Annotated in this window: 15 protein-coding genes; 4 read left to right on the top strand and 11 right to left on the bottom strand. The window is 56.8% G+C overall.

What is annotated here, in order from left to right:
- Positions 1–114 precede the first annotated feature (114 nt).
- The 10 genes from NR195_RS03890 to ydgT all read right to left on the bottom strand — a co-directional run bounded on the left by NR195_RS03890 (position 115) and on the right by ydgT (position 8,822).
- Positions 115–834 (bottom strand): HPP family protein, encoded by a 720-nt coding sequence (locus NR195_RS03890; RefSeq protein WP_010670074.1) that lies wholly within the window; start codon positions 832–834, stop codon positions 115–117.
- A 207-nt stretch (positions 835–1,041) separates the two neighbouring features.
- Positions 1,042–1,674, bottom strand: a complete 633-nt coding sequence (nth, locus tag NR195_RS03885; RefSeq protein ID WP_250488572.1) for an endonuclease III — start codon at positions 1,672–1,674, stop codon at positions 1,042–1,044.
- Positions 1,671–2,375, bottom strand: coding sequence for an electron transport complex subunit E (locus NR195_RS03880; RefSeq protein WP_010245400.1), 705 nt, complete (start codon positions 2,373–2,375; stop codon positions 1,671–1,673). Before NR195_RS03880 ends, nth begins: the two co-directional genes overlap by 4 nt.
- Positions 2,368–3,000, bottom strand: coding sequence for an electron transport complex subunit RsxG (rsxG, locus tag NR195_RS03875; protein WP_010245397.1), 633 nt, complete (start codon positions 2,998–3,000; stop codon positions 2,368–2,370). Before rsxG ends, NR195_RS03880 begins: the two co-directional genes overlap by 8 nt.
- 3 nt (positions 3,001–3,003) lie before the next feature.
- Entirely contained in the window at positions 3,004–4,062 is a 1,059-nt protein-coding gene (gene rsxD / locus NR195_RS03870) for an electron transport complex subunit RsxD (RefSeq protein WP_256844147.1), read from the bottom strand.
- Positions 4,063–6,777, bottom strand: coding sequence for an electron transport complex subunit RsxC (gene rsxC, locus NR195_RS03865; protein ID WP_256844146.1), 2,715 nt, complete (start codon positions 6,775–6,777; stop codon positions 4,063–4,065). It lies immediately after the preceding gene.
- Positions 6,770–7,348 carry an electron transport complex subunit RsxB gene (rsxB, locus tag NR195_RS03860; protein ID WP_010245386.1) on the bottom strand — a complete coding sequence of 193 codons (579 nt, stop codon included), beginning with the start codon at positions 7,346–7,348 and terminating at the stop codon, positions 6,770–6,772. The genes rsxC and rsxB overlap by 8 nt, the downstream gene beginning before the upstream one ends.
- The gene (gene rsxA / locus NR195_RS03855) at positions 7,348–7,929 is read right to left on the bottom strand and encodes an electron transport complex subunit RsxA (protein WP_003853423.1); all 582 of its coding nucleotides are present in this window, start codon (positions 7,927–7,929) and stop codon (positions 7,348–7,350) included. The genes rsxB and rsxA overlap by 1 nt, the downstream gene beginning before the upstream one ends.
- 123 nt (positions 7,930–8,052) lie before the next feature.
- Positions 8,053–8,496 carry a DUF2569 domain-containing protein gene (locus tag NR195_RS03850; protein ID WP_010245382.1) on the bottom strand — a complete coding sequence of 148 codons (444 nt, stop codon included), beginning with the start codon at positions 8,494–8,496 and terminating at the stop codon, positions 8,053–8,055.
- A 110-nt stretch (positions 8,497–8,606) separates the two neighbouring features.
- Entirely contained in the window at positions 8,607–8,822 is a 216-nt protein-coding gene (gene ydgT, locus NR195_RS03845; RefSeq protein WP_003853427.1) for a transcription modulator YdgT, read from the bottom strand.
- Between the two features lie 686 nt (positions 8,823–9,508).
- On the opposite strand from ydgT, the gene ytfQ reads away from it, so the two are divergent.
- The 4 genes from ytfQ to yjfF all read left to right on the top strand — a co-directional run bounded on the left by ytfQ (position 9,509) and on the right by yjfF (position 14,054).
- Positions 9,509–10,465, top strand: coding sequence for a galactofuranose ABC transporter, galactofuranose-binding protein YtfQ (gene ytfQ / locus NR195_RS03840; RefSeq protein WP_010245380.1), 957 nt, complete (start codon positions 9,509–9,511; stop codon positions 10,463–10,465).
- A gap of 76 nt (positions 10,466–10,541) precedes the next feature.
- A complete protein-coding gene (locus NR195_RS03835; protein ID WP_010245377.1) occupies positions 10,542–12,062 on the top strand; it encodes a sugar ABC transporter ATP-binding protein in 1,521 nt (506 codons plus the stop codon).
- Entirely contained in the window at positions 12,055–13,071 is a 1,017-nt protein-coding gene (gene ytfT, locus NR195_RS03830) for a galactofuranose ABC transporter, ATP-binding protein YtfT (protein WP_256844145.1), read from the top strand. Before NR195_RS03835 ends, ytfT begins: the two co-directional genes overlap by 8 nt.
- Complete coding sequence (gene yjfF, locus NR195_RS03825) at positions 13,068–14,054, top strand: galactofuranose ABC transporter, permease protein YjfF (protein ID WP_010245373.1); 987 nt, start codon at positions 13,068–13,070, stop codon at positions 14,052–14,054. The genes ytfT and yjfF overlap by 4 nt, the downstream gene beginning before the upstream one ends.
- Before the next feature lie 44 nt (positions 14,055–14,098).
- Here the strand turns inward: yjfF and NR195_RS03820 are convergent, their stop codons facing one another.
- Entirely contained in the window at positions 14,099–14,566 is a 468-nt protein-coding gene (locus NR195_RS03820) for a GNAT family N-acetyltransferase (RefSeq protein ID WP_010670081.1), read from the bottom strand.
- Between the last annotated feature and the right edge of the window lie 222 nt (positions 14,567–14,788).

Genomic DNA, 14,788 nt, shown 5'->3' with positions numbered 1-14,788 from the left:
CGGCAGAGTAAAACTGTGGCAGCGATCAACTTCTCAGGACCAGGGTTCAGGGGAGACCTGAATGCCAGAAGTCGCGCCGACAGTGAAAGATGTGCCATTGCGGGCAGACAGGTTTCAGCCACTGAACTGACGGCGCTGGGCAATCTCTTCAGCACGCAGCAGCAGCGCCTGCAAATCATCCTCGTCAATATCCAGCAGTTCACCGTCCTGCAAAGCCTGATGCAGATCGGCGCGCGTCAGCGGCACCGGCATGGCTACCGGATCGGGTTTAACTTCTTCCGGGGCCAGCGGATGCGGATAGCGACGACCGGCCAGATTATTAAACAGCAGAGCCAGCAGGGCGAGGGTCAGTGAATTGAGCAGGATCGGCGTCAGGACGAAGTGATATCCAAGCTGCTGCACCGAAGGGCCGCCCAGAATAGCGGTCAGCGCAACGGCACCGCCGGGCGGATGCAGACAGCGCAGCTGGAACATTAACAGGATCGCCACACAGGCTGCGACGCCGCAGGCAAGGGCAGGATCAGGGATTAGCTGGCTGACGGTAACGCCCGCCAGCGCTGACAGGCTGTTGCCGCCGACGATTGCCCACGGCTGAGCCAGCGGACTGGCGGGCAGACCAAAGAGTAAAACCGCCGAGGCACCGACCGGCGCGACAAACCACAGGTTCAGCTCGCCCAGCACCCAGTGGCTCAGCAGGCTGGTCAGGATCAAGCCGATACCGGCACCCAGTCCGGCGATCACCACATGCTTTTTACTCACTGCCAGCGGATGTGGCCAGAGGCGCGCCAGAAACAGGCGCAGAGGATGGCTTCCGGCAGAAGCGCTTTTGTTCATTACTTTACTCACTGTGTCATAACATTTTCTTATCGTCAGGGGCGGCGATTTTCCATCATCAACATCAATGTAACAACCCGACAAACTGTACTGTTATTCGTACGAACAGGGAGAGCAGCGAAAAGGGGGATCGGGCAGGAGACGCGTTAGCAGAAGTGATCGCCGGATAATAAAAAACCCGCCGCAGCGGGTCTTTCATCAGTGCAATCACTCGACTTTGTCGGGATACTCACAGAGATCTTCAATCAGGCAGGAGCCACAGCGGGGTTTACGCGCTACGCAGGTGTAGCGACCGTGCAGAATCAGCCAGTGATGGCAATCAACCTTATACGCCGCCGGAACCACCTTCAGCAGCTTCTGCTCCACCTCTTCCACATTCTTACCCGGCGCAAATTTCGTCCGGTTGCTGACGCGAAAGATATGGGTATCGACGGCAATCGTCGGCCAGCCAAAGGCGGTGTTGAGCACCACATTGGCGGTTTTACGGCCGACACCGGGCAGGGCTTCCAGTGCCGCACGATCTTCCGGCACTTCGCCGTTGTGCTGCTCAAGCAAAATGCGGCAGGTTTTAATCACATTTTCCGCTTTGCTGTTAAACAGGCCGATGGTTTTAATGTACTCCTTCACGCCATCCACACCCAGCGTCAGCATCGCGGCAGGCGTATTGGCCACCGGATAGAGCTTTGCGGTGGCTTTGTTCACGCTGACATCGGTCGCCTGCGCCGAGAGCAGCACCGCGATCAGCAACTCAAACGGCGTGCTGAAGTTGAGTTCGGTGGTCGGATGCGGATTATTCTGCTGCAGCCGACGGAGAATTTCGGTGCGTTTGGTCTGATTCACACCGGTTTCCCGACAGCGTCCTGAGGCGGCGCGGTTTCAGCCGCCTGAGCACGCAGTGCTGCCCGCTGTTTCATCTTCTGATCGATCAGATATTTTCCGGCCAGCATCATGCCCAGGCCGATAAAGGCGCCTGGCGGCAGCATCGCCAGCAACATTGGCGAGTCGAAATGGACCACTTCGATACGCAGCGACTTCGCCCAGGGACCGAGCAGCTGGTCGGCACCGTTAAACAGCGTGCCACTGCCGATAATTTCGCGCAGCGATCCCAGCACCACCATGGCGCAGGTCGCGCCCATGCCGATGGCGAAGCCATCCAGCGCGGCAAGCGGGATGCTGCTTTTAGAGGCGACGGCTTCAGCACGGCCAACCACGATGCAGTTGGTCACGATCAGCGGGATAAAAATTCCCAGCGACTGATAAAGACCATAGGCATAGGCGTTGATCAGCATCTGTACACAGCTCACTACCGAGGCGATGATCATCACATATATCGGGATACGAATTTCCGATGGCACCCAGCGGCGCGAGGCGGAAATAAAACTGTTAGTCAGGGTCAGCACCAGCGTGGTCGCCAGACCTAAACCCAGCGCGTTGGTGGCGGTTGCCGTAACCGCCAGCAGCGGACAGAGGCCCAGCAGCTGCACCAGCGCTGAGTTGTTCTTCCATAATCCACCGACCAGCAGGCTTTTAGCTTCACTCATTTGCGTCTCCACATACCGGTAACGAAGAGAGTCTCTCCGGAAGCGTTTTCATTAACAGCGCGGTGCGTTTGGTCGCATTGACCACCGCGCGTGGGGTAATGGTGGCACCGGTGAACTGATCGAATTCACCGCCATCTTTTTTAACCGCAAAAGCTTTATCCGCCGGACCATGAACCACTTTGCCATTAAAGCTGTTGATCCAGTCAGAGATACGCAGTTCGATCTTATCCCCCAGACCGGGCGTTTCGTGGTGTTCAATCACCCGCACGCCCAATACTTTACCCTGGAAATCGGCACCGACCAGCATCTGTATCGCACCAGAATAGCCGTCAGGTGCAGTCGTCTCCAGCGCAGCCGCGACCGGCTGGCCGCCTTTACGCGCCAGGAAGAGATGATGCGGCGCACTGTTGCCCAGCGCTGCATCCGTGACAACGTAACAGTCCTGCTGGATGTTGTTGTCATAAAGCTCAACAGGCACCACCTGGTCCAGCAGGTTTTTCTGCTGCAACAGGGTCTGATGTTCCACCGTCGGCTTGGTTACCGTATTTACCACTGCCGTGGCGGCGGTAGTGATCGCAGCAAAAATCGCCAGCGTAACCCCGTTTTTGCGAATCGTCTCCAGCATCGCTTAATCCTTCTGATGGCCGTAAACGCGCGGCTGGGTGTAGTAATCGATGAGCGGCACGCAGATGTTCGCCAGCAGCACAGCAAACGCTACGCCATCGGGATAACCGCCAAAACTGCGGATCAGCCAGACCAGTAGTCCAATCAGCGCGCCATACACCAGGCGGCCACGGTTGGTGGTTGAAGCGGTCACCGGATCGGTGGCAATGAAGAACGCACCCAGCATGGTGGCACCGGAGAAAAGATGAATCAGCGGGCTGTTCAGCGATTCTGGTGAGAAGAACCAGCCCAGCGTCGCGCAGAAGGCCAGTGACAGCAGCATGGCGGCAGGGACATGCCAGCGGATAGCATTTTTCCAAAGCAGGAACAGGCCGCCGGCCAGATAACCCACGTTAACCCACTGCCAGCCGAGGCCCGCCAGCACGCCGCTGTAAATCGGCTGCGCCAGCAGATGTTCAGCACTGTGCCCCGCGCGTAAACCGGTTTTAAACGTATCAAGCGGCGTCGCCTGGCTGATGCCATCAAAACCCATCTGTAACTGCTGCATGGTTTCACCCGCCAGCGTGTGGCCCTGGAACACCATGCTCAGGCTGTCCATCAGCCCGGATTTGATCGCCTGAAGCGTATCGGGCGGCAACCAGCTGGTCATCTGCACCGGGAAGGAGATGAGCAGGACCACATAGCCCACCATCGCCGGGTTAAACGGGTTCTGACCCAGTCCGCCATAGAGCTGTTTCGCAATGACAACAGCAAACAGGGTACCGATCACCACCAGCCACCACGGCGCCAGCGGCGGCAGGCTGATACCGATCAGGACGGCGGTCAGCAGCGCCGAGTTATCCGCGAGGGTACTGGCAACGGGCGCTTTGCGCAGTCGCAGAATTGCTGCCTCTGTCAGCCAGGCGGTCAGCGTCGCCAGTAAGACCTGTAAAAAGGTGCCGTAGCCAAAGAAATAACACTGTGCAGCAAAACCTGGCACCGCGGCCAGCACCACCAGCAGCATGATATTGCCGGTGCTGCGGCGATTATGGGTGTAAGGAGAACTTGCGATACGAAAAGCCATTTAATCCTCAAGCGTCGTAGACGACTGCGCTTTACGCGCTTTGGCACGGGCGATGGCGGCAGCAATAGCGGCCTTGCGCGCATCATCGGGTTGATTCAGTTCAGGTGCCTGTTCAGGTTCTGCATTGGCGTTGTTTGCCTGCTCCTGGGCCTGCTCCGCTTTATCCACCGCAAAATGCGCGGCGGTAGCCAGTGCTGCGGCATCACGTGAAGCGGCATCCGCCTCACTTTCCGCCTGAGCGGCTTTCTTCGCTTTGGCGCGGGCGATGGCGGCCTGAATCGCGGCTTTACGCGGATCGGTCTCAGCGGCGGCGTCATGTGCGGCGTCTGCAGTGCTGTCGGTTGCGGCCTGTGGTGCCTCGGCGTTTTCAGCCTGTGCGGCTTTCTTCGCTTTGGCACGGGCGATGGCAGCCTGAACCGCGGCTTTACGCGGATCACTTTCAGCGGCGGCGTCCGGCGCGGCGTCTGCAGTGCTGTCGGTTGCGGCCTGTGGTGCCTCGGCATTTTCAGCCTGTGCGGCTTTCTTCGCTTTAGCGCGGGCGATAGCGGCCTGAACCGCGGCTTTACGCGGATCGGTCTCAGCGGCAGCGTCTGGCACGGCTTCTGCAGCGCTGTCGCCTGCGGCCTGTGGTGCCTCGGCGTTTTCAGCCTGTGCGGCTTTCTTCGCTTTGGCGCGGGCGATAGCGGCCTGAACCGCGGCTTTACGCGGATCGGTCTCAGCGGCGGCGTCTGTCGCGGCTTCTGCAGTTTTGTCGGTTGCGGCCTGCGGTGCCTCGGCGCCTTCAGCCTGTGCGGCTTTCTTCGCTTTGGCGCGGGCAATGGCAGCCTGAACCGCGGCTTTACGCGGATCGGTCTCAGCGGCGGCGTCTGGCACGGCTTCTGCAGCGCTGTCGGTTGCGGCCTGCGGTGCCTCGGTGCCTTCAGCCTGAGCGGCTTTCTTCGCTTTGGCGCGGGCAATGGCGGCTTCTACTGCCGATTTACGCGGATCGACACTGGCCTCAGCCTGGTTATCCGCCGCCTCAACCGGCACTGTTTTCTTCGCTTTCGCCCGGGCAATAGCCGCTTCAACCGCCGCTTTACGCGGATCGACGGTCTGACGCGTCACCGGCTGGGTTTCAGCCTGCGCCTCGGCCTGACGCAGACGCGCCTGCGCATGGCGGGCTTCACGCTGGGCTTCAAGCGTTGCCTCATCCGGTTCGGCCGCCTGGCGGGCTTTCACCCGCGCTTTGGCCGCAGCCAGTTCGCTGGTATCGGTGCGGGCAACGCGTTGCTTCGCCTCTTCATGACGCGCTTCACGAGCCTGCTTTTCACGCTCCAGTCGCGCCTGACGGGCTTCGAAGCGTGCTTTGGCTTCCAGCGTGCGTTTCGCTTCCAGATCGATGGCGCGCAGTTCCGCTTTTTCCTGACGGTAATATTGCACCAGCGGAATGTTGCTCGGGCAGACATAGGCGCAGGCACCACATTCGATGCAGTCATCAATATGGTGAGCGCGCGCTTTATCGTGATCGCCGCCCTGGCTGTACCAGTAAAGCTGCTGCGGCAGCAGTTTGGCCGGACAGGCATCGGCACAGGCTGAACAGCGAATGCAGGACTGCTCTTCGTCGTTGTTGCCCATCTCACTGGCAGACGGGGCAAGAATACAGTTGGTGATCTTCACCACCGGCACATCCAGCGATGGCAGAGTAAAGCCCATCAGCGGACCGCCCATGATCACCATCTGACGCGGCGCAGGCGTGAACCCGACATGGTACAACAGATGGCTGATCGGGGTGCCGAGACGACTCCAGACGTTACGCGGCTGGGCGATCGCCTCGCCGGTCAGCGTCACAACGCGTTCGGTGATCGGTTCACCATTAATAATGGCCCGCTTAACCGCCCAGGCGGTGCCGACGTTCTGCATCAGCACGCCGATATCGGAGGAACGTCCGCCGTGCGGCACTTCCTTCCCGGTCAGGATTCGGGTCAGCTGCTTGGCACCGCCGGAGGGATATTTGGTCGGGATGACCCGGATGTGCAGATCGCGCTCGCTACCCAGCGCCTGCTTCAGTGCGGCAATGGCTTCAGGCTTGTTATCTTCAATGCCAATCAGCACCTGTTCAGCCTGTAACACCCAGGCGAGAATACGGCTGCCTTCCAGGACTTCGGCAGCGTAGTCCTGCATCAGACGATCGTCAGCGGTGATATAAGGTTCACACTCCGCCGCGTTAATAATCAGGGTTTTAACCCCGCGCAGGCCGCCCTTCAGTTTGGTGGCGGTGGGGAAACCCGCGCCGCCGAGACCGGCAATGCCGGCGTCGTGAATACGCTGCACAATGTCGGCGCGCGGATGCTGCCGGTAGTCAGGCAGCGGATCCAGCGGCATCCAGCGGTCGTCGCCATCTGGCGTCAGGAAAATGCAAAGCTCAGAGAGACCTGAAGGGTGCGCGGTCATATGCTGACCGATATCTTCAATCACGCCGGAGGTGGGCGCGTGGACTGGCAGCATGCGGCCAGTGCCAAATGTCAGAGGCTGACCGCGCAGCACTTTGTCGCCAGGCGCAACGCAGATCTCACCTTCATGTCCGATATGCTGTTTCAGCGGGATAATAAAACGGTGCGGCAACGGCAGTTCGGAGAGCGGCGTGCCGTTGGACTGGGTTTTCATTTCCGGCGGATGAATACCACCCTGAAAATCCCAGACCTTATCTTTTTTCAGGAAGTTAAACAGATTAAGCATGAGTTTCTACCGGGATCACCCGTACAGGAATGGTATTTAAATCCCACTTCCAGTTAGCTGGCGTGGTGGCAACCGGACGCATTTCAATACAGTCAGTCGGGCAGGGCGCGACACAGAGATCGCAGCCGGTGCAGACATCGCTCAGCACGGTGTGCATGGCGCGGGTTGCCCCGACAATGGCATCTACCGGACAAGCCTGAATACATTTGGTGCAGCCAATGCAGTTGGCTTCATCAATAAACGCCACGGTGCGCACCGGCTCTTTCGCCGTTTCATCGCCATCAATCGGCTGCGGTTCAACGTTAAGCAGGGCTGCCAGCTTGAGCATGGTCTGCTCACCACCTGGCGCGCATTTATTGATCGCTTCACCATTGTTACCGACCGCATCCGCATAGGGGCGACAACCCGGATAGCCACACTGACCGCACTGGCTCTGCGGCAGAATGGCATCAATCTGCTCAACGATAGGATCTTCTTCGACCTCAAAGCGGCGCGAGGCGTAACCCAGCAGCGCGCCGAACACCAGGCTCAGCGCACTTAATACGGCAACAGCAATCCAGATCGCGGTCATCAGAATTTCACCAGACCGCTGAAGCCCATAAATGCCAGCGCCATCAGGCCCGCGGTAATCAGGGCGATGGAGTTGCCTTTAAACGGGGCAGGAACATTAGCCAGCACAAGCCGCTCGCGCATACCGGCGAACAGCACCATCACCAGCGAGAAGCCGATAGAGGCACTGAAACCATACAGCGCGGCCTGCATAAAGGTGTGGTTAAGGTTGACGCTCAGCAGAGGTACGCCCAGCACCGCACAGTTGGTGGTGATCAGCGGCAGAAAGATACCCAGCAGACGATAGAGCGACGGGCTGGTTTTACGCACCACCATTTCGGTGAACTGCACCACGACGGCGATCACCAGGATATAGGCCATGGTACGCAGATAGACCAGATCCAGCGGCAGCAGGATCAGATGGTTGACCAGCCATGCGCAGATCGAGGCCAGGGTAATGACGAATGTCGTGGCGAGGCCCATGCCAATCGCCGTTTCCAGTTTTTTGGAAACGCCCATAAAAGGACACAGGCCGAGAAACTTCACTAAGACGAAGTTATTCACCAGCACGGTGCCAACAAAGAGAAGCAGATAATCGGTCATTTTTTCGCCTGGGAGCCAGAAAGCGGCTTATTATCATTGATAGCGCGGCGTATCTCAACACCTGCGCCATCTGCTGAGCGGCAGACCGCACTCAGAATTAAATTCCTGACATAACTCACAGCGTTATGGCGCGATAAAGGTCGTTTTTACCCGTTTTGAGCGTTTGAAGTAGGGCGCAAACACCGCAGCGGCCAGCAGTGACAGCAGTAATGTCTGGAGGGCACGGCTATCGGTAACCGGCGTAAAGGCAAAGGTTTTCAGCGCCAGCAGCACGGTAATCAGCAGCCAGAGCAGGTAGTGACGCGGCAGGCGGCGGGAGCGCTTAAAGAACAGCCAGCTGATCCAGAGACTATAAGCCCAGACCGCCACGGCGGTGAGCAGGGAAATAGCCCAGTAAGAGAAGAGTGTGCTGCCGTGAGAAAACAGCGCCACACGCCATTCCGGATTAAACAGTGGTGTCAGATACATCGCCAGCACCAGAACGGTGGTTAACAGGGTCATTATCAGCCAGGCCAGCGGCAGCAAAAGCCAGCCACCAATACGCGGCGCAGCAACCTGTTCATTCATCGTGGTTATTCCTGTCTCAGGGAGTCGAAGCGCAGCAGAATAACATGTCCAGAGGGGCACGCCCATCCGGACAAGATCAGCGGGATAAACAGCGATAAATCAGCCGAAAATCAGACCACGTAGCGCCACACCGTTTTAGGGACACAGCCGAGATCATATAACCGTCCGCCAGAGACCAATTCAGCACGTCGGTGATCGGCAGCCCGGTACATATTGATGATTTCCAGATCATTCGTCAGGGAGTAATTAAGATGATCGAAAAGCTTTTCCAGACTGTCTGAATTATTTACTTTGCGGAATTTAAGCAGGTAATCGTGCGCAGTCATCATTGCCATAACAGATAGAAGTAACAAAGGAGTGCTCAGTATAGGGGGCAAGCTTATGCTGTCCAGATCATGCGGCTTAAAAAAGGCGAAAATCAGATAAAAGCACCTTATTAGTCACTAAAACTCCATATCTGGCTTTTTTACTATTGTCTGAGCCAGCAACTCAGCGTCTCTATCTTAAACACCTCACTAACTTATTACGGACAGAGCCGGCATAAAGCGTTTAAAAGCAGAGGTTAAATATTATTTTTTTCTTATTCAGCGCTGACAATGCATTAGTGGCTTCTTTCTCACCCTTTTAGCCCAAAAAAATTAACCATTCTGCACTTAGTGCCAGAGAAACGTTTCGCCCCTGACTCAGGCCAGCGATCTACTGTGCGGACTATCACAAATCCCATTTTTTGTTCATCGCAGGCCGGATAACCCGTTTTGTACGCCTGGCTGTAATCGTTTCCAGTGGCAGTAAGCATAAGCGATTCTGTTTATTACAATTATTTAACGAGCAGATTTTTTCTACTCAGCCGTTTTATCCATAGCTCCCTCGTCAGCCAAACCGTGTGACTACACGTAACCCCTTTAAATTGCTCTGTTTTGTGAAGTGTGTCGCCATTATGCACGCTTTTTTAGTCCAGTCTAAGCAGGCTCTCTACCCTAAACAGCAAACGCCTTTCAGAGGATTAAAAACTATGTGGAAACGTTTACTTCTGACCACGCTGGTCAGCGCCGCGTTAACCGGCCCGGTACTCGCTGCAGATATGACGGTCGGCTTCTCGCAGGTAGGTTCGGAATCTGGCTGGCGTTCGGCGGAAACCAACGTAGCGAAAAGCGAAGCCAAAAAACGCGGAATCACCCTGAAAATCGCCGACGGACAGCAGAAACAAGAGAATCAGATCAAGGCGGTACGTTCGTTCATCGCTCAGGGCGTTGATGCCATCTTCATCGCACCGGTGGTGCAGACCGGCTGGGAGCCGGTACTGGAAGAAGCCAAAGATGCCAAAATCCCGGTTTACCTGCTGGACCGCGCCATTGTGGTAAAAGACAAATCGCTCTATCAGGCGGTGGTGACGGCTGACAACGTGCTGGAAGGCAAGCTGATTGGCGACTGGCTGGTGAAAACCGTGGGCGACAAGCAGTGTAACGTGGTGGAACTGCAGGGCACGGTGGGTGCCAGCGTGGCAATCGATCGTAAGAAAGGCTTTGCTGAAGCGATCAGCAACCATCCAAACATTAAAGTGATCCGCTCGCAGTCGGGTGACTTTACCCGCAGTAAGGGTAAAGAGGTGATGGAGAGCTTTATCAAGGCGGAGAACAACGGCAAAAACATCTGCATGGTTTACGCGCATAACGATGATATGGCGATCGGTGCCATTCAGGCGATTAAAGAAGCTGGCCTGAAACCGGGCAAAGATATTCTGACCGGCTCGATTGATGGTGTACCGGATATCTATAAAGCGATGCTGGCGGGTGAGGCTAACGCCAACGTGGAGCTGACGCCAAACATGGCTGGCCCGGCGTTTGATGCGCTGGAAAAATTCAAGAAAGATGGCACGCTGCCGCCAAAAGTGATCAAGACCGAATCTAAGCTGTTCCTGCCTGCCGACGCGCAGAAGGAGCTGGATACCAAAAAAGGCATGGGTTACTGATTCACCGATCAGCCGCAGACCAGCCGCAGACCGCCTTACGGGGCGGTTTTTCATGACGTGAGGCGGAGTGAGCAGAATGACCACGCAAAATGAAACACCGCTGTTATCCATCAGCGGCGTCAGCAAAGGTTTTCCCGGCGTCAAAGCGCTGAATAATGTTTCCTTTGATATCCGTAAAGGGGAGATCATGGCGCTGCTGGGGGAGAACGGTGCCGGCAAATCCACCCTGATTAAAGTGCTGACCGGTGTTTACAGCCGTGATGCAGGGACCATCACCCTGAATGGTGAGCCGATTACGCCGCATAATACGGCGCAGGCGCAGGAGATGGGCATCGGCACCGTTTATCAGGAAGTGAATATGCTGCCGAACATGTCGGTGGCAGATAACCTCTATATTGGCCGCGAACCACGCCGCTTTGGCATGATTGACCGTCGCCGGATGGTGCGGGAGGCCGATGCGCTGATGCGGAACTATGGTTTTTCCCTTGATGTGACACGTCCGCTGGGCCACTACTCGGTGGCGATGCAGCAGATTATCGCCATCTGCCGCGCGGTCGATCTTTCCGCCCAGGTTTTGATCCTGGATGAGCCGACAGCCAGTCTGGATGCCAGCGAGGTTGAGATGCTGTTTACCCTGATGGCGCAGTTAAAAGCCAAAGGGATGAGCCTGATTTTTGTGACGCACTTTCTCGACCAGGTGTACCGCATTACTGACCGGATTACCGTGCTGCGAAACGGGCAGTTTATCGCCACCCGCGATACCGCCACGCTGCCGCAGATTGAGCTGATTAAGCTGATGCTGGGTCGCGAACTGCTGGAGACGGCGCTACAGCGGCAGGGCAGCACGCTGCGCAGCAATCAGCCGGTGGTGTCGTTTGAAGATTACGGCAGGAAAGGCACCATTGAGCCCTTTAACCTGGAAGTTCGTCCAGGCGAAGTCGTGGGACTGGCGGGGCTGCTGGGTTCGGGCCGCACCGAAACCGCCGAGGTGTTGTTTGGTATTCGTCGTGCCGACCGAGGAACAGCAAAGATCAAAGGCAAGGTGCAGCGCATTACTAATCCGGCGAAAGCCTCGCAGCTGGGCATGGGTTTTTGCCCGGAAGACCGTAAGACAGACGGGATTATCGGCGCGGCCTCGGTTCGTGAAAATATTATTCTGGCGTTGCAGGCGCAGCGCGGCTGGCTACGGCCAATTAAGAAGCGTGAGCAGCAGGCGATTGCCGATCGTTTTATCAAGAGTCTGGGTATTCGTACGCCGCATGCAGAGCAGCCTGTGGAGCTGTTATCGGGCGGCAACCAGCAGAAGGTGCTGCTGTCGCGCTGGCTGGTGACCAAACCGCAGTTTTTAATCCTCGACGAACCGACGCGCGGCATTGATGTGGGCGCGCACGCCGAGATTATCCGTTTAATTGAATCCCTGTGCGCTGATGGTCTGGCGCTGCTGGTGATCTCCTCTGAACTCGAAGAGCTGGTCGGTTATGCCGATCGGGTGTTGATTATGCGCGATCTGAAGCAGGTGGCAGAAATTCCGCTGGAGCAGCTTTCGGTAGCGTCGATCGTCAATGCTATCGCGGACGGAGGGGTAAAACATGCTTGAGTCCCCTATGACATCTGAAAAAACGCCACGTCGTAAGCTGAAACTCCCGCCAGGGATGCCGCAAATCGCCGCGCTGCTGTTGGTGCTGTTGATTGACAGTCTGGTGGCCAATAACTTTTTTGCCGTGCATCTGCAGGATGGGCGTCTGTTCGGCAGTCCGATCGATATTCTTAACCGTGCGGCACCGGTTGCCCTGCTGGCGATCGGGATGACGCTGGTGATCGCCACCGGCGGCATCGATCTTTCCGTGGGTGCGGTGATGGCGATAGCAGGCGCGACGGCTGCGACATTGACCGTAGCCGGACACGGTGTGCCGTTTATTATTCTCTGCACGCTGGGAACCGGTTTAGCCTGTGGCGTATGGAATGGCGTGCTGGTGGCGCTGCTGCGTATTCAGCCATTTGTTGCCACGCTGATTCTGATGGTCGCCGGGCGCGGAATCGCTCAGCTGATTACGCAGGGGCAGATTGTGACGTTCGACAGTGACAGTCTTGGCTGGTTTGGTAACGGCTCGCTGTGGATGTTGCCGGTCCCGGTCTGGATCACACTGGTGGTAGCGCTGGCGGTCTGGTTGCTGACGCGCAAAACCGCGCTGGGTCTGTTTATCGAAGCTGTGGGGATTAATCTGCGCGCGGCCCGTAACGCGGGGGTGACAGGCTGGCTGGTGGTGATGTCAACCTACGCCATAAGTGGCATTTGTGCCGCAGTTGCGGGGCTGATCGTCGCGGCGGATATTCGCGGTGCGGATGCGAATAACGCCGGATTATGGCTGGAGCTGGATGCGATTCTCGCCGTGGTGATTGGCGGTGCGTCGCTGATGGGTGGCCGCTTTAATCTGGTGTTGTCGCTGCTCGGTGCGCTGATTATTCAGTCGATGAATACCGGGATTTTGCTCTCCGGCTTCCCGCCTGAGCTGAATCAGGTGGTGAAAGCGGTGGTGGTGATGTGCGTGCTGTTGCTGCAGTCACCACGGTTTATTGCGATGTTGAAACGGAGACGCCCGACATGATTAAACGTCATCTTCCGCTGATGATCACCTTGCTGGTGTTTGTGGCGGGTTACCTGTTTTGTCTGAGTCAGTTTCCGGGCTTTGCCTCCACCCGGGTAATCTGCAATATCCTGACCGATAATGCTTTCCTTGGGATTATCGCCGTCGGCATGACCTTCGTGATTTTATCGGGCGGTATCGATCTGTCGGTGGGTGCAGTGATCGCCTTTACCGGCGTGTTTCTTGCCCGGGCGATCGGTGATTTTCATATCGATCCCTTGCTGGCCTTTGCGCTGATTCTGTCGCTGGGCGCGCTGTTCGGCGCCATGATGGGCTGGCTGATCGATGCACTGAAGATTCCGGCATTTATCATTACGCTGGCGGGGATGTTTTTCCTGCGCGGATGCAGTTATCTGGTGTCGGAGAACTCAATTCCTATCGATCATCCGTTCTACAGCATGCTTTCCAGTCTGGCGTGGAAAGTGCCGGGCGGTGGGCGTCTCAGCCTGCTGGCGGTGATTATGCTGGTGGTAGTGTCTGGCGGGATTATTCTGGCGCACCGCACGCGCTTTGGTAACCGGGTTTACGCCATCGGTGGCAATATGACATCCGCCCAGCTGATGGGCGTTTCGACCCGTGCGACCACCATTAAGATTTATATGCTTTCCACCACGCTGGCGACGCTGGCCGGGATCGTGTTCTCGATTTATACCTCGGCAGGTTATGCGCTGGCAGGGCTGGGTGTGGAGCTGGATGCGATCGCGTCAGTGGTGATTGGCGGCACGCTGCTGTCGGGTGGTGTCGGTACAGTTTTGGGCACGCTGTTCGGTGTGTTGATTCAGGGGCTGATTCAGACCTGGATTAACTTCGACGGTACGCTGAGTTCCTGGTGGACCAAGATCGCCATCGGAATTCTGCTGTTTGCGTTTATCGCCCTGCAGCGGTTACTGACGGTCATCTGGGATCGTCAGCAGAACGCGCCCGTTAAGCGATTACCTTCCTGAGTTCTTCAGTACTCCGATCAATGGCGGCTCGCAGGAGCCGCCTTTTACTGCGCCAGAGGCAGCACCATTACCGTAACTTCTTCACCCGCGATTTGCCGCTGTTCCACCGCCTGCCATCCTGAACGCTGATAGTACGCCTGTTGATCGGGTGTATAGAGCCACAGTTCACCCATCTGCTGTTGTCTGGCTCGCGCAATCGCCTGCTGTATTAACGCTTTTGCCACGCCCTGACCCCGGAATGCCTTGTCCGTCACCACCTCACCAATCCAGAATTCTCGTGCCGGAATGTCATCCAGTTCATAGCGAATGACGCTGCAGGTCGCGACCACCGTTTCGCCATCCGGTGTGGCAATAAGAGTAAATTCTGCCGAAGGTTTCTGATTGCGCTGTTTTAAACGCTCAAGGATGGCAGGCGGGTGAGACCATGCAGGAAGGTGTGACCATTCAGTGTGCAACAGTTGTGCGGTTTGTCCGGCGAAGCCGGGATGTTGGTTTAGCTCGGCAATGTGCATGGCGCTGGCGACCTTTGTTTTTTCAGGCTACAAGCAATACAGGCTGGTGGGGGAAAGTGCAAGTTCAAGAAAGGGTTAAGTTATAGCAAAGACTTAGGTTGTCTTTTGTATGACAGCAAAAACAATCGCTATTGGATTTAGGTGCAAGGTCAGGAAAGGTATGCCTGATCGCAAAGGATTCCCGCATCCATGCGGATCGGCCGCGCCATCCCTGGCGCGGAC

Source organism: Pantoea sp. Ft-CA_14, from assembly GCF_024520875.1.
Lineage (GTDB): Bacteria > Pseudomonadota > Gammaproteobacteria > Enterobacterales > Enterobacteriaceae > Pantoea > Pantoea agglomerans.
This window is presented reverse-complemented; position numbering and strand designations above follow the sequence as displayed.